This is a genomic window from Streptomyces sp. NPDC059668, from assembly GCF_042734135.1.
GTDB lineage: Bacteria > Actinomycetota > Actinomycetes > Streptomycetales > Streptomycetaceae > Streptomyces.
The window spans coordinates 53022-70366 of record NZ_JBHWEL010000044.1; the positions used below are offsets into that span (position 1 = coordinate 53022).

The window sequence follows — 17345 nt, forward strand, 5'->3', positions numbered from 1 at the left end:
GCTGTAGGGTTCATTTCCATGGCGGAATCATGGGTCAATTCTGCGGAACGGATCGGCGCCGACCTGCACTTGGAGCTGTCCGGGCCGGGCGGCCGCCGGGCCGCGCTGATCCGCGCGCTGCGCGACGCCGTGCGCGGCGGAAGGCTGGCGCCGGGCACGCGGCTGCCGCCGTACCGTTCGCTCGCCGCCGACCTGGGCATGGCGCGCAACACGGTCGCCGACGCGTACGCCGAGCTCGTCGCCGAGGGCTGGCTGACCGCCCGCCAGGGCTCGGGCACCCGGGTCGCCACACCCTTGAGGCAGTGGGGGAACACCGCGCCGCCGGGCGCCGCCGCGCGCGTACCGAAAAAGGCGCCCGCACCCCTCCGCGGACCGCGCCACGATCTGCGGCAGGGCACGCCGGACGCGTCGTCGTTCCCGCGCTCGGCCTGGCTCGCCTCGTACCGCCGGGCCCTCCAGCAGGCGCCCAACGAGGCCTTCGGGCCCGGCGATCCGGCGGGGCGGCCCGAACTGCGCGAGGCCCTCGCCGAGTACCTGACGCGGACGCGCGGCGTGCGCGCCGAGCCGGGGCGGATCGTGATCTGCTCCGGGTTCGCGCACGCTCTGCGGCTGTTGTTCCCGCAGGTCCTGCGGGGGCCGCTGGCCGTCGAGTCGTACGGCCTCGGCTTCCACCGCGAGCTGCTGACCGCCGCGTCCGTGCGGACCGTGCCGCTGGCCCTGGACGAGGACGGCGCCCAGGTGGACGGACTGGACCGGGAGCAGGCCGTACTGCTCACGCCGGCGCACCAGTTCCCGACCGGCGGCCCGCTGCATCCGGCGCGGCGGGCCGCGGTGGTCGACTGGGCACGCGCGCGCGGCGGGCTGGTCCTGGAGGACGACTACGACGGGGAGTTCCGCTACGACCGCAGGCCCGTCGGCGCGTTGCAGGGAATGGACCCGGAGCGGGTCGTCCACATCGGCTCGGTCAGCAAGAGTCTGTCGCCCGCGCTGCGGCTGGGCTGGATGGTACTTCCGCAGCGGTACGTCGACGGCGTCCTCGCGGCCAAGGGCGAGCGGGAGGCCTGGGCGAGCACCCTGGACCAGCTGACGCTCGCGGACTTCCTCGCCTCGGGGTCGTACGACCGTCATGTGCGCCGGATGCGGCAGCGGTACCGGACGCGGCGCGACCGGCTCGTCGCGGCGCTCGCCGAACGGGCGCCGCACGTCGAGGTCACCGGGATCGCGGCCGGGCTGCACGCGGTGCTGAGACTGCCGCCCGGCACCGAGCGGTCGGCGGTCAAGGCGGCGACGTGGCAGGGCCTCGCGCTGGACGGACTCGGCGAGTTCCGGCACCCTCGGGCGACGATGCCCGCACCGGACGGTCTGGTGGTGGGTTACGCGACGCCTTCGGACCACGCGTACGCGGCCGCCCTGGAGGCGTTGTGCGAGGCGCTGCCACCGGGCTGACCGCTTCCGCCGCCAACCGGGACGACCACGCCCCGCACCGTCGTGCTTCCGGGTCCTGTGTCGTGCCTCCGGATTCTTCTCGTGTCGCGATGAGTGATCAATTCAGCACTGTTTTAGGGGGGTTCAACAGCATTCAACGGGTTCAGGAGGAGGGCAAGGGGGTCAGGAGAGAAGGAAGTCAGCCACCCCTTCCTTGGCTCCCTGGATGAACGCGGTCATCTCACCGGGCGTGTAGATCAGAGCGGGTCCGTCCGGGTCCGCCGACTGGCGTACCGCGATCCGCCCGTCGGCGAGTTTCATCGCTTCCAGACAGTTGCCGCCGTTGCCTCCGCTCCAGGGCTTGTGCCAGCCCTCGCTGCCGAGTTCACGGGCCGGCATTCCGTTGTAGATCCGCTCGTTGCGCATCCGCTGCTTGATGTTGTCCATTCACAACTCCTTGCGGAGATCGCGGAGGATCTCCTTCGTGCGATGTGCCGTCGCGGCCTGCGCCGCCATGCGGTCCATGACCTCGAGGTGGGTCGCCACCTCTGAGCGCTCGTCCAGATAGACGGCACCGGTCAGGTACTCGCTGTAGACCATGTCCGGGAGTTCCGGCATGGCAAAGCGAAAGAGCACGAAGGGCCCGTACGTGCCGGGGTGCGGCCCCGTGGAGAACGGGACGACCTGGAGCGTGACGTTGGGCAGCTTCGTGGCCTCGATCAGTTTGTCGACCTGGGCGCGCATCACCTCGGGACCGCCGACGGGACGGAGCAGGGCCGTCTCGTCCATCACGGCCCAGATCCGGGGTGCGCCCTCGCGGGTGAGCAGATCCTGGCGTTGCATGCGCAGGGCCACATGCCGCTCGATGTCCTCGGGTCTGGTCTGGCCCACGGCGCCCGACTTCAGGACACCACGGGCGTACTCCTCGGTCTGCAGGATCCCGGGGACGAAGTGGGGTTCGTACGACCGGATGAGGGTGGCGGCCCCCTCCAGGCTGACGTACATCGAGAACCAGCCCGGCAGGATGTCGTGGAAGCGCTGCCACCAGCCGGGCCGGTTGGCCTCCTCCGCCAGTTGGACGAAGGCCTCGGCCTCCTCGTCGGAGATCCCGTACGACTTCAGCAGCAGCTGGAGGTACGGGATCTTGAGGGAGACCTCGGCCATCTCCATCCGGCGGACCGTGGCGGGCGCGACGCGCAGGATGCGCGCGGCCTCCTCACGCTTGAGACCCGCGCGTTCGCGCAGGTCCAGCAGGCGTCGGCCGAGGACGACCTGACCGACCGTCGGCGCGGACCGCGGTTCGCTCACGTCCCACCTCCACTGAAGTCCTGTGAGTCCTGAACGGCACTGAGCCCCGAGCGACACCGCTCCCGGGCCGGACACCGGGTCCTGACAGAACGGGCGGCGCCGTCCGGGGTTCCGTCCGTCTTCTACGACGGTCCCAACTGGCGCCGCTCGGCGTGCTGTTGTCAGCAGTGTGCCATGGCCCTTCTCGCCGTCACACGGCACTCTGCATTTTTCAGAGTGACACTTGCCAAGTGTCCACGGCGGGGCGATAGTGGCAAGCGTGACTCCGTCCGCGCCTTTAGGAACAGACACCGCCGAAGACCGTTCCGGTCTCCGTGCCATCGCAGGGCTGCGCTCGCGCGCGGCCCGCGGGCGCCGGTTCCGCTTCGAGTTGGCCGCACACCCGGCTTCCGTCGCTCAGGCGCGGCAGTTGACGCGTGCCCGGCTCGCCGGCTGGGCCGTGTCCGACGACACCTGTGACACGGCTGTCCTCGTCGTGTCCGAGCTGGTCACCAACGCGATCCTGCACAGCGCGAGCAGTCGGGTGGTGTGCGAACTGCACGACAACGACGACCTGGTGCGGATAGCCGTACGGGACGAGGGCTGCACTCCGGGCGAGCCGCGTCCCTCGCCGCAGCGCCCCGACGAGGAGCACGGCCGGGGCCTGCCGCTCGTCGCGGCCGTGTGCCGGGCCTGGGGCGCCCAGGACACCGGACCGGGCCTGCTGGTCTGGGCGGATCTGCCGCGCTGCCCCTCGACGGGCGCCGACTCGGCCCGTTCCGACCTCGGCTGGACCGCGAAGAAGCCACCGTCCGAAGGGCGGGGCAGCGGGACCGAGGCGTCACGGGGCACGGAGACCGGGACATCGTGGGCCACCGGGACGGAATCGTCGTGGGCCACGGGGACCGAATGGCTGTGAGGGGTACGTCAGCCGCAGGACCCGCCGCTCCGGTCCTGGGCCTGGACACGCTGGTCCGCCTGAAGCGCGCGCGGGCCGCGTCCGGAGCCGTCCGACGTCTCCCCGTACCCGAGGGAATGGCCGAGCCGCTGGGTTGCGACGCGGTGGCCGTACCCGCCCCGTTCGGTCCCCTGCTGCTGTCCCGGCTGCCCCGCGTGGGCTGTGTGTACGCCGACAGGGCGCAGTGGTGGTGGCTGGTGCCTTCCGAGTCCGACGTGTCCCTGGACTGGCCCGCGCCCGCCCGCTACGCCGCCGGCGCGGTCGTACCGGACACGTCGCTCGCACCCGGACTCATCCACAGACCGCACGGCACCCTGCCGTACACCCCGCCGATCCCCCTCTATCTGGCCCTGTGCCGGATCACGGGGACGACCCCGGTCTGGTCGCGCCCGATCAGCGTGTAGGCCACCACGCCCGGGGGCTCCCGGGCAGCGTCGAAGTGCGCCGGTCGCCACCCGTGCCCCGCTGCCGCCGTGCGTGAAGGGCCGCGTTCCTGGGGAGGGCACCGTTCGTCCGTACCCGGGGAGGCCCATGGTGGGGAGTTCGGCAGGAGAGCCCGCGCAGGGGACGACGCACACACCGGCGTCCGAAGCGGCACCGGAAGCGACGCAAGGAGCAGCGCAAGAAGCGGCGCGAGAGGCGACGCAAGAAGCAGGAAGTGACGCACGGCTGGAAGCAGGACGGGAAGCACCTAAGAAGAGGAAGGGGCGTGACGACGGCAGGACGGCGCCCTCCGCGTCGGAACGCCTGCTCTTCGGCGGCCCGTTGCGCTACGACATGGGGTGGTCCCAGCACTCCGACGCGTTCCTCGAGCTGAACTTCCGCGCGATGGTGACGCGGCTGCCGGCACTGCTCGCCTCCAGTTTCCGGCTCGCCTGGACGGCGGACCGCCGCGCCGCCCGTATCGTGCTCGTCGCCGAACTGGCCCGGGGCGCGGCGCAGGCGGTGAGCCTGCTGGCCGTCAACAACGTGCTGGGCAGGCTGGTGTCGGGCGGCCCGGTCCAGGACCGGCTGCGCGGGGCCGCACCGGCGCTGATCACGGTCGCCGTCGTGATGCTGCTCTCCGCACTGCTGAGGGCGGCCTCCACCTACGCCACCGGACGTCTGGAACCCAAGGTGGAGCGGGTGGCGACCGAGCTCTATCTGGAACGCGCCGCGGCCGTGGAGCTGTCCGCGATCGAGGACGACGCCTTCCACAAGCTGCTGGACACCGCGCAGTACGGTGCCTCGTCGGCCCGGCGCATGATCGCGATCGCCACCCGCGTCGTGAACGCGATGATCTCCCTGACCGCGGCCGCGGGTGTGCTGACGGTGCTGCACCCCGCCCTGCTGCCGCTGCTCGTGACGATGACCCTGCCGAGCGCTTGGAGCTCCCTGACCATCGCCCGCCGCCGCTACGAGTCCTTCCACACCTGGGTGCAGCACGCCCGCGCCGGGCATCTGATCAGCAACCTGCTGACCGAGCCCGAGGCAGCTCCGGAGATCCGCGTGCACGGGGTCGGCCCGTTCCTGCTGCGCCACTTCCGTGCGATGTCGGAGACCGCCGAGGCGGAACAGGCCCGACTGGCCCGCCTCTCCGCCCGTACCGGCCTGATCGCGGCGGCCTGGACGGGGCTGGCCACCGTGGCGACGTACGCGACCCTGGGCGCGCTGCTGGTCACCGGCGCGATGGCGCTCTCGGTGGCGGGGACGGCCGTGCTCGCGATCCGCACCGGTTCCGCGAGCCTCGACACCCTCGTCCTGGAGGTCAACTCCCTGCATGAGGAAGCCCTGTTCGTGGGTGACCTGCAGCGTCTGTACGTCGAGGCGGCCGAGCGGGCGATCCCGGTCGGCGGCGATCCGCTCCCCGAGGATCCGCGCGAGATCCGCTTCGAGAACGTCACGTTCACCTATCCGGGCGCGTCGACCCGGCCCGCGCTCGCGGATGTCACCCTGCGGCTGCCGCTGGGCAGGATCGTGGCGCTCGTCGGCGAGAACGGTTCGGGCAAGACGACCCTGGTGAAGCTGCTCGCCGGTCTCTACGCGCCGGAGCGGGGCCGGATCCTGTGGGACGACGTCGACGTGGTGACCGTCGACCGGCAGCAACTGGCCGGGCGCATCGCGATGGTGGCGCAGGACTTCAAGCGGTGGCCGTTCACGGCCCGTGTCAACGTGGCGGTCGGCCGGGCCTCGGCTCCGCTGACCGACGAGCGGGTCGCCTCGTCGGTCGCGGAGGCCGGCGCCGAGGACGTGGTCGCCGACCTGCCCCGCGGTCTGGACACGCTCCTCGCCCGGGGTTTCAGCGGTGGACACGAGCTGTCGGGAGGGCAGTGGCAGCGTCTGGGCATCGCGCGGGCCGCGTACCGCCGCGGCCGCATCCTGATCGTGGACGAGCCCACCGCGGCCCTGGACGCCCGGGCCGAGCTGGAGGTGTTCGAGAAGATCCGGGCGCTGGCGGGCAGCGGGCAGACGGTCATCCTCATCACCCACCGGCTGGCCTCGGTCCGCCACGCCGATCTTGTGCACGTACTCGAACAGGGCCGGCTCGTGGAGTCCGGCAGTCCCGACGAACTGCTCGCCTCGGGCGGCGTGTACGCCGAGCTGTACTCGCTGCAGGCGGAGCAGTTCACCTCGAAGCTGCCCGCGCCGAAGGCGGGTTGACGCGGCACGGGACGCTACTCGACGAGTTCCCCGCCACGCACGATCACCAGGAACGCGTCCGAGGCGAGGTCCATGACGACCTCCGCGGCCTGACCCTCCAGGCGGCACGCGTGCGCGAACTCCTCGGCGGGCCACGAACCGCGTGGTCCGCCGGCCGGAAAGCGCTCCAGCACCATTCGCCCGTTCACCCTGTACCTCCATGCAGCGCTGTACTTCAAAAGTTGAGCGACTCATAGAGTTAAACGCCCGGGGCGGGGTGAAGGGCTCGCCCGGTGACGGTACTGAGACGTAGCCGACACCAGTTCACCACTTGCTGTGAGGGAACTCTCCTTCCACACGCGTTTCCTGTCCGTTCTCGTACGCGACCCGATCTCGTACCCGGACCGACCCTCGTACCCGGACCGATCCTCGTACCCGGGTCCGTCCTCGTACTCGGCTCAGTCCTCGTGCCCGGCTCAGTCCTCGTACTCGTCGTGGTACCGGACCCGGTCGCTGCCCGCCGGCGCCCCGAGCGCGGACGCCCGTCCCACGGGTTCCTCCCACTCCTCCTGCCGCCCGAGCGCCGTGAGATCCAGCAGGGTGGTCGTGGAGCCGAGCCCGTCGAGGCCCCGCTCGTACGTGGAGTACGTGTGGAACACCCGGTCGCGCTCCCGCAGGAAACAGCTCATCCCCGGCCGTTCGTAGGGCTCGTCGCCCCCGAAGGACGCCTGGAAGTCGTAGTTGAAGTCGCTGTCGCGGGACGAGTACCAGGGCAGCGTCCAGCCCATCCGGGCCTTGAACGGCAGGATCTTCGTGTACGGCGCCCGGGAGACGGCGGCGAACTCGGTGCCGCGGGCGCGCAGATGGGCGAGATGCCCGATCTGGTCGAGGAACGCCGAGCAGCTGCGACAGCCCGCGTCCCACTCCGGGGCGAACATGAAGTGGTAGACCACGAGTTGGTGGCGCCCCGCGAAGAGGTCGAGCAGCGTCGCCTTCCCGTCGCCGCTCTCGAACACGTACTCCTTGTCGATCTCGACCATGGGCAGGCCGCGCCGCTCCGCGGCCAGCGCGTCCCGCGCGCGCGTGGCGGCCTTCTCCTTGACCAGCAGGTCCTCGCGCGCGGTGCGCCATTCCTCACGCGAGACGATCCGCGGAAGCGTCATGTGTCCCTCCTACCGAACGGTGCCTTCGGAGTGGTGACCGGACGCGGGGACGGAACTCATCGGCGCTTCACCAAGATTTTTTGACCGCGTTGCGCGCCGCCCCGCCGACGGCCGCGTCGGACCGTCGCCGGGTTCTCGTCGGACCCTCGCCGGGCTCTCGTCGGGCCGTCGCCCGCCGGTGTTCAGCCCGCGGGCGTCGCGGTGGCGGGTCGCCGTCCGTCCGGTGGTGCGAGCCCCACCGCCGCCCGCCGTTCGGCGAGTTCGTCGAGGAGTTCGGCGACCCGCCCGGTGTGCCGGGAGGTGAGCCGCCCCGTGTCGTCGAGCTGCACGGCGCAGGCGGTCGTCGTGTCGACCAGCCGTTCGAGGGTGGCCGCGACCTCGTCCGTGCCCTCGGCGTGCCGGGCCAGGGCCGGGAGCTCCGCGGCGGCGACGTCGATCACGGCGCGGGCCTCGGCGAGCGAGCGGTAGGCCTCGCGGCGCAGCACCCACCGGCCCGTCCGGTCGTCCGTCGTACCGTCGTCCAGGACGTGGGCGAGGTAGGCGTGCGCGGCCTCGGCGGCGCGGGCGAGCCGGGCCCGTACCCCTCCCCCGCGCTGCCCGAGCGCCGGCAGGTGCCCGACGAGCAGCACGATCGCGCAGGCCAGCAGTGTCTCGCCGATCCGGTTCCAGGAGGCCCCCGGCTCTCCTCCCACCATGACGAGGCAGAGCACCAGGACGGTGACGACGGCGGTCTGCGCGGCGAAGTGCCGGGTGGCGACGGGGATCAGGGCTCCGCACAGCGCGACCAGGGCGACCAGCCCGGCCGGCCTCGGCAGCAGCGCGGCGAGGCCGGCGAAGACGACGGCGCCCAGCACGGTCCCCGCGGCCCGGCAGATCACCCGGGAGGCGAGCGGACCGAGATCGGGTCTGACGAGGAAGACGGCGGTTGCGGGGAGCCAGTACCAGTGGGGGTGGCTGCCGTACCAGCGGGTGTGGTGCAGTGCCTGGGCGACGGCCACGGCGGTGCCGAAGCAGAGTCCGACGCGCAGCCCGTACTCGCGTCCGCCGGAGCCGAAGGCGGTGCGCACGAGGGACATCGCGGTACGGCGCCGGACGTGCGGGCGCCTTCCGGCACCGCTTCGGCCGCCTGCGTCTCCCGCGACACCCCGGCCTGCCCCGCCTGCTCGGCCTGCCCCGCCGCCTCTCCGGCCTTCCCGGTCGAAGGTGTCGGCGGCGTGCAGCAGCGCGTCGTCGAGGGCGCGCAGGGCGGGCGCGGAGCGCGTGGGCGCGGGCAACGCGCCGGTGTGCGTGCCGGTGCGCACGGCGACGGCGAGACGCCGCGGCCCCTGTACGGCGCGCACGGGTACCGGGTCGCCCGCCCAGGCGAGGGCGGTCGCGGCCTCGCCGAGCGGCAGTGCGGCGGCGTACTGGGCGTGCAGCCGCCGCTCGGCCGCGGAACCGGCGCGGCGTCGCAGCCGGGGTCCGTCGAGCGCGTCCTGGGCGTGATCGAGTGCGGCGGTGAGGGCGGCCCGGCGGCGGGGCGCGTCCGGCCCTCCGACCGCTTCGAGCAGCGCGGCGACCGCCTCGTACACGGCGCCGACCGCGTCCCGCTCGCCGTCGAACCGGTAGTCGCCGGCGGTGGCTCCGGGCGTGGGCAGGGCGAGTCGCAGCGCGAGCAGCCAGCCGGCCCCGCCGAGGAAGAGCAGCGCCCGCTGCCATCCGGGCTCGGGCAGCGGCATGCCGGCCCCGATGGCGGAGGCGACGAGCAGCTGGGTCCCCGCGCCGCTCGCGACGGGGCCGACCGCGCCGGCGGCTCCGGCGACCAGTCCGAGCAGCGTGAGAAGGAGGGTGAGCGTCACCGGTCCGGCCTGCTGTCCCGCGTACGACCCCACGAGCAGCCCGCCGGCTCCCGCGAGCGCCGGCACTCCGAGCCGCCCGACCGCGGTCCGGCGGCTTCCCGGGCGGTCGTTGATCCCGGCGAGCATGGCGCCGAGGGCCGCGACGACACCGGCGGAGGTACGGCCGTACAGGACGGCCACGAGCAGGAGGGGTCCGGCGGCCAGGGCACCTCGTACGACCGCGCTCCAGGGCACGGGGCCACGCTGCGTGCGCAGGGCGTGGGCGAGCCAGGGCGGTACGGCGGCGCTGAGGCGGGACACGGGGCTCCAGTCGGGCGAGGGCGGGGGCCTTCGGGCGACATCGGCCGGGCTCGGTACGGACCAGGGTAGATCGCCCGCCCGTGCGGAAAGGGGCGCGGGCGTTTCGGCGATGTGACGCTTTGCGGGAGAACGACGTTCTTTATGAACGCAACTCGGCTCGCGGTGACGGGAAACGGATCCGGGATGCGGATCCGGGAGGTGTGTCCGAGATGCGGATCCGGGAGGTGTGTCCGGAAGTTGCGTCCGGGAGGTGTGTCCGCGAGACGTGTCCGCGAGATCTGTCCGGGAGAAGAGAAGCGGGTCCGAGGGCGTAGCCGGCCCCCGGACCCTGTGATGCCACCCATTTCGCACGCCGGCACGCTTGAGGACCCAGGTCAGTCGTTATGTCGCCGCGTCCTGCCTTTGGACCACCACGCATCGAGCTGCGCGGACCGGACTTGAACCGGCATTTCGGCGTCCCGGGGCCTGGGCCCGGTCGATCCGGCGATCGGCGGCGAATGCTGAGACTGGAGCAAGAGTCTGAGATTGATCACGGTCTGCCTCTGCCGGTTGGGCTACCGCGGCGCGTAGGCACCGTGGGGGTGCCGTCGGGTGCCGCGGGGAGGACTCGAACCTCCACTGGAACCGTGCATTCACGACAAGCTTCAGGTTCAGCTTGCGCTCCTCGCGCGCCCCGGCCGTGGTGCGTCGTGGCCGGGGAGATTCAGAGGCTACCCGAACAGGTAGCCGAAAACGGAGTCCCCGACGCGCTGGTCGACGACGTCCACGCCGTTCGCCTCCTCACGGGCGAACTTGACGGCCTGCTGCAACTTCTCGACCCGGTCGAGGAGTTCGTTCACCCGCCGGGCGGGCAGGGCGCCGGAGAACTTCACGGTCGTCCAGTACCCGACGGGAATGTCCTCGTAGTACACCTCGACCTGCGCCGGGTGCTTCTCGGTGGCCTCGGCCTTCACGTGGTTGCGAGGGACCTTCTTCGTCCGCAGCGTGCGGACCGGCTCGGTCTTCCAGGCGTCGGTGGAGGGGTCCTGCACCCAGGACTCGGAGGCGTCGAGAACCGGCAGCTTCCTGACGAAGGTGTTGATGTCGGTGAGCTGCTTCTCGAGGAACAGCAGGTAGGAGACGGGCACGTCGGCGACGAGCACCCGGCCGTCCACCTTCACGTCCGCCCGCGCCGCGCAGTTGGCCCAGTCCTTCGTGGCGGTCACATCGAACAGCCGCGTGAGCGTCCCCGCGGTGTCCCGGAGCACGTCCTCGGCCTGCACCTGCACCCGCGTGGACTCGGGCGGCAGCTGCTCGCCCTCCTCGTCCTTCGGCTGGTAGGTCCGCGAGATACCGGCCAGCAACGCGGGCTTCTGCAGCCCGTGATGGGCTGCCGTCAGGTCCTGGTGCGACTTGGACTTGACGCCCTTCTCCACTGCGATGATCTGATTGAGTTTCGCCACGTCGGTGACGGTAGCAGTGACAACGGGGCCTTTTCGAAGGGTTATTCGGCGGCCGCCCGCCGGGGTCCCGGTCGCGAAGCCCGTGACCGCAGAGGTCGGTCAGACGGCCCTCGCCGCCACCAAGTGGCCGCGCAGTACGGCCTCCACCTCGGCCGCACCCCCGACAGCGGGCAGCGGCTCGGGGGTCTCGTCGCCATTCTCCATCGCCGCACTGCTGATGAAGGGCACGCCGGTCGGCGAGGGGACGTAGGAGGCGCGCAGCCACACGGCGAAGAGTGCCGCCTCCTCGGCGGTCCTTGCCGTTGGTCACGATCTCAAGCCCGCGTATCTCGGAGTTCGCCGGGTTGGCCATGGCCTTGTGATAGCGGGCGAGCTCGCGGCTGTCGTCGCCGTACGGTGATGACCTTGAGGTCCGGCGCCGGCTCCACACGCATCCACTCCCCGTGAACAGGCCCCGCGGCTCAGGGTGTTGAACGTCCGTTCTACCGAATGTCGGCGAGGATGATCCTGTCCGTCCACCGGCGTTCCACGTCGGAAATGCCGGTGCCGGACCCGCCGGGGATCCCTTTCGGGAGCCGTCAGCTCACCGCCGGCCCCTCCTCCCCCGGCGCCCCCCACACCCGCCGCTTGGGCAGCGGCCGCGCGTAGCCCCCCGCCCGGCTCGTCGTCAGCCCCAAGGACACCAGGGACTCCGCCAGTTTGACCGCCGCGGCGACCCCGTCGACGACCGGCAGGCCCAGTTTCTCGCCCACCGCCCGCTGGAGTCCGGTCATGCCCGCGCAGCCGAGGACCAGGACCTCGGCGCCGGCCTCGCGGGCGCGCTCGGCGGCGCGTACGAAGGCCGCCTCCGTGCGCGGGGCGTCGCCGAGGTCGAGGACGCCGAGGCCGGTGCCGACGACGGCGGCGCAGTGCTGGGCGACACCGGCCGCGTACAGGCTGTCCTCGATCTGGCCGCGTGAGCGTTCCAGCGTGGTGACGACGCCGTAGCGGCGGCCGAGCAGGCAGGCGAGGTGGGCGGCGGCCTCGGTGATGTCCACGACGGGCACGTCCAGCAGTTCGCGCGCGCCCTCCCGGCCGTGTTCGCCGAAACCGGCCATGACCACGGCGTCGTACGGCCCCTCGTAGGTGCGCAGGGTGTCGAGGACGGCCGCGGCCGAGAGGTAGCTGTCGAGCCAGCCCTCCGCGGACTCGGGTCCCCACGCGGGGGTGAGACCGAGCACGGTGGTGCCCGGGGCCGCGGCGGCCCGGGCACCTCGCACGATCTCCTCGGTCATCCCCCGCGTCGTGTTGCAGTTGGTGACCACGATGCGCACGCCGCTCAGACCTCCGCGGGCTCGGGGGCGGCCTCGGCGGAGGCGCCGCGCTCGGTCCGGCACAGGGCCATGTACAGGCCCGCGGCCAGCGCGGTCCCGATGAACCAGGAGTACGGGGCGACGTCGCTGAAGGCCTTCACCAGCGCCAGTACCGCGGCGACCGCCGCCGACGGGAGGAACGCCCACAGGGCTTTGGGGTTGACGCCCCGGCGGTAGTAGTACGGCGATCCGGGCCGCGCGTCGAAGAGCTGGTCGACGTCGACGCGACCGCGCCTGACCCAGTAGTAGTCGAGCATGATCACGCCGAACAGCGGGCCCAGGAAGGCGCCGAGGCCGCCGAGGAAGTAGTTGACGACGGTGGGGTTGGAGAAGAGGTTCCAGGGGGTCACGACCAGCGCGGCGACCGTGCTGATCATGCCGCCGACCCTGAAGGTGATCTTCTGCGGCCAGACGTTCGCGAGGTCGTACGCCGGGGACACGAAGTTGGCGACGATGTTGACGCCCATGGTGGCGACGGCGAAGGTCAGCGCGCCCAGCACCATGACCCAGGTGTTGCCGACCTTGGCGACGAGTTCCGCGGGGTCGGTGATGGCCTCGCCGAACGCCTCGATGGACCCGGCCGTGACGATGACCGACACGATCACGAAGGCCGTGGAGTTGATCGGCAGCCCCCAGAAGTTGCCGCGCCTGACCGTCCTGTAGCTGGGCGCGAACCGTGAGAAGTCGCAGAAGTTGAGCATCAGCGTGCCGTACGTGGCCAGGATCAGGCCGACCGCGCCGAACCACTGCCGCCACTGCTCCCCCACGGAGACCGGGTGCGGGGTCGAGGTGAGCGAGATGCTCCAGCCGGCCTTGGCGAGCACCCAGACCGCCAGCGCGATCATGACGAGCCAGATGGCCGGGCCGCAGAAGTCCTGGAACTTGCGGACCGATTCCATGCCCCGGCTGATGATGAGCGCCTGGATCACCCACAGCGAGAGGAAGGACGTCCAGCCGAGCGCGTCCAGGCCGAGGAAGGAGTGGCGGGTCCACGACTCCAGGCCCGGCCAGGCCGCGAGGAGCATGACGTTGACGGCGACCGACGCCAGATAGGTCTGGATGCCGTACCACATGATGGCGATGACGGCCCTGATCAGCGCGGGGATGTTGGCGCCCCACACACCGAAGCTGATGCGGCTGACGACGGGGAAGGGCACGCCGGTGCGCTGGCCGACGCGGCCCATCAGGTTCATGCCGGCATAGATGATCACGAAGCCGACCAGCAGCGACGTGAAGATCTGCCAGACGTTCATGCCGAGGACGAGCAGACCCGCCGCGAAGGTGTAGTTGCCGAGGTTGTGGACGTCGGACATCCACATGGCGAAGAGGTCGAAGACCTTCCAGTTGCGCTTCCCGGCGGGCGCGAGGTCTTCGTTGACCAGCCGGGGATCGGGCACGAACGCGGGCGTGCCGGTGGCTTCGGCACGGTCGGCGAGGGACACGGGGACCTCCATGGGCAAGGGGACGGAGGGCAGAAGGCGCCGGTGCGGCCGGATTCGCCGCGGGAGGACGCGTTTCGGGGTGCGGGCAGCCTTACCGGTCGGGTTTGGTATACCAAACTGCGCACATGGTCCCGCCGTCAAGCGTTCTGACCGATGTCCGTGCCGTTACAGGTCCGTAAAACACCCACCGAGTCGGCGAAGATGAGCCCATGACGAAGATCGAACCCCTGGGCGCGGTCCGTGAACGCGTCCTGGGCGAGCTGCGGCAGGAGATCATCGCGGGCCGGCTGCGCCCCGGCGACCGCCTGGTCGAACGCGAACTCGCGGAGCGCTTCGGGGTCTCCCGGGTCCCCGTGCGCGAGGCGATCCGCGCGCTCGTCACCGAGGGGTTCGTGCACTTCGAGACTCCGCGCCGCGCGGTGGTGCGCCGGCTCACCCCGACGGACGTCGCCGAACTCTTCGAGCTGCGCGAGGCGTTGGAGGTCTACGCCGCCGGTCTCGCCGCGTCACGGGCGACACCGCGGGATCTGGCGGAGGTCGAGGAACTCCTCGACCGCGCGGCCGTGGCCACCGAGGCCGGGGACGCCGAGGTCATCACGGACATCAACAGCCGCCTCCACGAACGCATTCTGGCGATGGCGGACAACAGCCTGCTGGTCTCCGTCCTGGAACCGGTGGCGGGCCGACTGCGCTGGCTCACCCGGCAGAACGAGGAGTGGCCCCAACTGCTCGTCGAGCACCGCGAGTTGTACGAGGCCATCGCCTCCGGCGACCCGGAGCGCGCCCGCGCCCACGCCCTCACCCACGTACGGACCAACTACCGCTCGACGGTACGGCAGCTCTTCGGCGACCAGGAGGAACCACGGCCGGTGGACGAACAGGGGTGAGCCGGGGGCCACGGTGAGCAAGGGGTCCGCCCCGGCGAGCGGGGCGCCCGCGGCGAGCAGGGGACCCCACATGGGTGCGGAACCCGCTCAGCGCAGGGCGTACTTGTCCGTCGCCGCCACCAGCGCGTCCACCACCCCCGTCGCTCCCATGGTGTGCCCCACGTCGTCCACGACGATCAACTCGCTGCCGGGCCAGGCCTGGTGGAGCCGCCAGACGACGCCGAGCAGATTCCCGAAGTCGAGGCTGCCCTGGACGATCGTGCCGGGGACGCCTTTCAGCAGGGGCGCGTCCCTGAGCACCACGCCCTCGTCGTTGCCCTCCCCCAGGAAGTGGTCGTTGCCGAAGTAGTGCGTGACGGTCCGGGCGAACCCCGTACGGAACTCCGCGTCCTCGTACCGCTGTACGGAGCGCGGCGGCGCCGGCACGATCGCCGTCTCCCAGTCCGTCCAGGCCCGCGCCGCCCGCGCCCGTACCTCTGCGTCGGGCGATTCGAGCAGCCGGTTGTAGGCGGCCGCGAGATTCCCCGCGCGCTCGTCCTCGGGCAGTCCGGCGAGGAACCGCTCGAAGGCCTCCGGGAAGATCTTCCCCAAGCCCCGGGTCAGCAGGGCCACTTCGGGGTTCGAACCGGTGGCCACGGCGGTCAGCACCAGCTCGGAGACGACGTCCGGACGCGTCTGCGCGTAGCGCAGCCCGAGCACCGAGCCCCAGGACACCCCCCACACCAGCCAGCGTTCGATGCCCAGGTGGCGTCGGAGCAGTTCCAGGTCCTCGATCACGTGCGCGGTCGTGTTGACGCTCATGTCGGTGCCGTGGGCGCTCGCGTGCGGGGTGGAGCGTCCGCTGCCGCGCTGGTCGAGCAGCACGATCCGGTACTTGGCCGGGTCGCAGTAGCGCCGGAACCAAGGTCCGCAGCCGGATCCCGGACCGCCGTGCAGCATCAGCGCGGGCTTGCCGTCCGGGTTCCCGCAGACCTCCCAGTGCACGCGGTTGCCGTCCCCGACGTCGAGCATTCCGTGGTCGTACGGTTCGATCTCCGGATACAGGCCCATCGCGGAAGGCTAGCCGTCCTGCGGCCGGGTCGTCAGCCCCGCCGCCGAGGCCGCCGTGCGCAGCACCTCCCGCAGCATGGCGGGGGTCAGCCGTCCGGTGAACGTGTTCCGCTGGCTGACGTGGAAGCAGCCGAAGACGTCGAGCCGGGTGGGTGACGTGAGGGTGACCCGGGCGCCGTGCGCGAACGCGGGACGGGGACGCGGCACCGCCCAGCCCGCCCGGGCGAAGGCCGGCAGCGCGGCCTGCCAGCCGAAGGCGCCGAGGACGACGACCGCGCGGAGGGAGGGCCGCAGCAGTTCCAGTTCGCGCACCAGCCAGGGCCGGCAGGTGTCCCGCTCCTCGGGGGTGGGTTTGTTGGCGGGCGGGGCGCAGCGCACCGGCGAGGTGATCCGTACGCCGTACAGGGACAGCCCGTCGTCCGCGCTCACGGCCGTCCCCTGGGAGGCCAGTCCCACCTCGTGCAGCGCCGCGTAGAGCACGTCGCCCGAGCGGTCCCCCGTGAACATGCGGCCGGTGCGGTTGGCGCCGTGCGCGGCGGGCGCGAGACCGACGATCAGCAGGGACGCGTCGGGAGGACCGAAGCCCGGGACGGGGCGGCCCCAGTACGTCTGGTCGGCGAAGGCGGCACGTCTGGTGCGGGCCACCTCCTCGCGCCACTCCACCAGCCGCGGACAGGCCCGGCACCCGGTGATCCGCGCGTCCAGTTCCGCCAGGTCGGCCACGTCGGCCGATGCGGTGGGACCGGCCGGGCCGGGCGGACCTGCCGGGCCCCGCGGGCCTCCGAGGCCGCTACGACCCCTGAGACCTGTGGAATGCGTGGGATCGCCGCTGTCCGTCCCGGCGCTGTCCGTCCCGCCTCTGTCCATGCCCCCACCGTACGACCGGGCGGCGGCGCTCCCCGCCGTCCTGGGTGGGCCCCTGTGACGGAAATGCGGCCCGGCCGGGCGACGTCTTCTAGAGTCGGGGCATGGCTTCTGAGGGTGCGGACGTCGAACGGGACGACGAGAAGAAGAACGCGGACGCCGCCGCGACGGCTTCCGGCGACACGGTGGCCGCCGCCGTGGCCGCGCGTCCGGCGGGCGGCGAGAGCGTCCGCGTCGACAGCTGGATCTGGTCCGTGCGTCTGGTCAAGACCCGCTCGATGGGCGCGACGGCGTGCCGGGGCGGGCATGTCCGGGTGAACGGCGAACGCGTCAAACCCGCGTACGCGGTGCGCGTGGGCGACGAGGTCCGGCTGCGGCACGGCGGCCGGGAGCGGATCGTCGTGGTGAAGCGCGTGATCCGCAAGCGGGTCGGGCCGCCCGTCGCGGCCGAGTGCTACGTGGACAACAGTCCGCCGCCCCCGCCGCGCGAGGCCGTCGCCCCGGCGGGTGTCCGCGACCGGGGCGCCGGGCGCCCGACCAAGCGCGACCGCCGCGAGCTGGAGCGCCTCCGGGGGCTCGGTGGTCCCGAGGCCCCCTGACACCAGGACGTCACGGGTCACGTCGTGGGGGGGGGGGGCGCCCCCCCCCCGGGGGCGCGCCCCGCGGGGCGGGGGGCGGCCCGCGCGGGGGACACCCCGGGCGTGTAAAAAAAAAAACA

Annotated in this window: 17 protein-coding genes and 1 pseudogene; 6 read left to right on the forward strand and 12 right to left on the reverse strand. The window is 72.1% G+C overall.

The window, feature by feature from the left end; translation table 11 throughout:
- Window positions 1-18 precede the first annotated feature (18 nt).
- Window positions 19-1446, forward strand: a complete 1428-nt coding sequence (locus ACFV2J_RS27150; protein WP_385081650.1) for a PLP-dependent aminotransferase family protein — start codon at window positions 19-21, stop codon at window positions 1444-1446.
- A gap of 162 nt (window positions 1447-1608) precedes the next feature.
- On the opposite strand, the gene ACFV2J_RS27155 is transcribed toward ACFV2J_RS27150, so the two are convergent.
- Entirely contained in the window at window positions 1609-1872 is a 264-nt protein-coding gene (locus ACFV2J_RS27155; RefSeq protein WP_148013473.1) for a DUF397 domain-containing protein, read from the reverse strand.
- Complete coding sequence (locus ACFV2J_RS27160; protein WP_385081652.1) at window positions 1873-2733, reverse strand: helix-turn-helix transcriptional regulator; 861 nt, start codon at window positions 2731-2733, stop codon at window positions 1873-1875.
- Window positions 2734-2983: 250 nt separating this feature from the next.
- On the opposite strand from ACFV2J_RS27160, the gene ACFV2J_RS27165 reads away from it, so the two are divergent.
- The 3 genes from ACFV2J_RS27165 (at window position 2984) to ACFV2J_RS27175 (ending at window position 6310) form a co-directional block, all read left to right on the forward strand.
- Complete coding sequence (locus tag ACFV2J_RS27165; RefSeq protein ID WP_385081653.1) at window positions 2984-3631, forward strand: ATP-binding protein; 648 nt, start codon at window positions 2984-2986, stop codon at window positions 3629-3631.
- Complete coding sequence (locus ACFV2J_RS27170) at window positions 3622-4074, forward strand: hypothetical protein (RefSeq protein WP_385081655.1); 453 nt, start codon at window positions 3622-3624, stop codon at window positions 4072-4074. Before ACFV2J_RS27165 ends, ACFV2J_RS27170 begins: the two co-directional genes overlap by 10 nt.
- 373 nt (window positions 4075-4447) lie before the next feature.
- Entirely contained in the window at window positions 4448-6310 is a 1863-nt protein-coding gene (locus ACFV2J_RS27175; RefSeq protein WP_385081656.1) for an ABC transporter ATP-binding protein, read from the forward strand.
- Between the two features lie 14 nt (window positions 6311-6324).
- On the opposite strand, the gene ACFV2J_RS27180 is transcribed toward ACFV2J_RS27175, so the two are convergent.
- The 8 genes and pseudogenes from ACFV2J_RS27180 to ACFV2J_RS27215 form a co-directional block, all read right to left on the reverse strand.
- Window positions 6325-6498 (reverse strand): hypothetical protein, encoded by a 174-nt coding sequence (locus tag ACFV2J_RS27180; RefSeq protein WP_153291178.1) that lies wholly within the window; start codon window positions 6496-6498, stop codon window positions 6325-6327.
- A 267-nt stretch (window positions 6499-6765) separates the two neighbouring features.
- Window positions 6766-7452 (reverse strand): DUF899 domain-containing protein, encoded by a 687-nt coding sequence (locus ACFV2J_RS27185; protein ID WP_385081657.1) that lies wholly within the window; start codon window positions 7450-7452, stop codon window positions 6766-6768.
- A 182-nt stretch (window positions 7453-7634) separates the two neighbouring features.
- Window positions 7635-9590 (reverse strand): FUSC family protein, encoded by a 1956-nt coding sequence (locus ACFV2J_RS27190; protein WP_385441087.1) that lies wholly within the window; start codon window positions 9588-9590, stop codon window positions 7635-7637.
- Between the two features lie 710 nt (window positions 9591-10300).
- Window positions 10301-11032, reverse strand: coding sequence for a hypothetical protein (locus ACFV2J_RS27195; protein ID WP_153291175.1), 732 nt, complete (start codon window positions 11030-11032; stop codon window positions 10301-10303).
- A 99-nt stretch (window positions 11033-11131) separates the two neighbouring features.
- Entirely contained in the window at window positions 11132-11299 is a 168-nt protein-coding gene (locus ACFV2J_RS27200; protein WP_385081659.1) for a hypothetical protein, read from the reverse strand.
- 37 nt (window positions 11300-11336) lie between these two features.
- Window positions 11337-11462 (reverse strand): annotated as a pseudogene (locus tag ACFV2J_RS27205) (restriction endonuclease fold toxin-2 domain-containing protein); the annotation flags it as partial.
- Between the two features lie 148 nt (window positions 11463-11610).
- Window positions 11611-12345, reverse strand: coding sequence for an aspartate/glutamate racemase family protein (locus ACFV2J_RS27210; RefSeq protein WP_385081660.1), 735 nt, complete (start codon window positions 12343-12345; stop codon window positions 11611-11613).
- A 5-nt stretch (window positions 12346-12350) separates the two neighbouring features.
- A complete protein-coding gene (locus tag ACFV2J_RS27215) occupies window positions 12351-13826 on the reverse strand; it encodes an NCS1 family nucleobase:cation symporter-1 (RefSeq protein ID WP_385081662.1) in 1476 nt (491 codons plus the stop codon).
- Between the two features lie 209 nt (window positions 13827-14035).
- On the opposite strand from ACFV2J_RS27215, the gene ACFV2J_RS27220 reads away from it, so the two are divergent.
- Window positions 14036-14713 carry a GntR family transcriptional regulator gene (locus ACFV2J_RS27220; RefSeq protein WP_385081663.1) on the forward strand — a complete coding sequence of 226 codons (678 nt, stop codon included), beginning with the start codon at window positions 14036-14038 and terminating at the stop codon, window positions 14711-14713.
- A gap of 87 nt (window positions 14714-14800) precedes the next feature.
- Here the strand turns inward: ACFV2J_RS27220 and pip are convergent, their stop codons facing one another.
- Entirely contained in the window at window positions 14801-15763 is a 963-nt protein-coding gene (gene pip, locus ACFV2J_RS27225) for a prolyl aminopeptidase (RefSeq protein ID WP_385081664.1), read from the reverse strand.
- A 9-nt stretch (window positions 15764-15772) separates the two neighbouring features.
- Window positions 15773-16486 carry a uracil-DNA glycosylase gene (locus ACFV2J_RS27230; protein WP_385081665.1) on the reverse strand — a complete coding sequence of 238 codons (714 nt, stop codon included), beginning with the start codon at window positions 16484-16486 and terminating at the stop codon, window positions 15773-15775.
- Between the two features lie 245 nt (window positions 16487-16731).
- Between ACFV2J_RS27230 and ACFV2J_RS27235 the strand changes: the two genes are divergently transcribed.
- Window positions 16732-17226 (forward strand): RNA-binding S4 domain-containing protein, encoded by a 495-nt coding sequence (locus ACFV2J_RS27235; protein WP_385081666.1) that lies wholly within the window; start codon window positions 16732-16734, stop codon window positions 17224-17226.
- The last annotated feature ends 119 nt before the right edge of the window (window positions 17227-17345 follow it).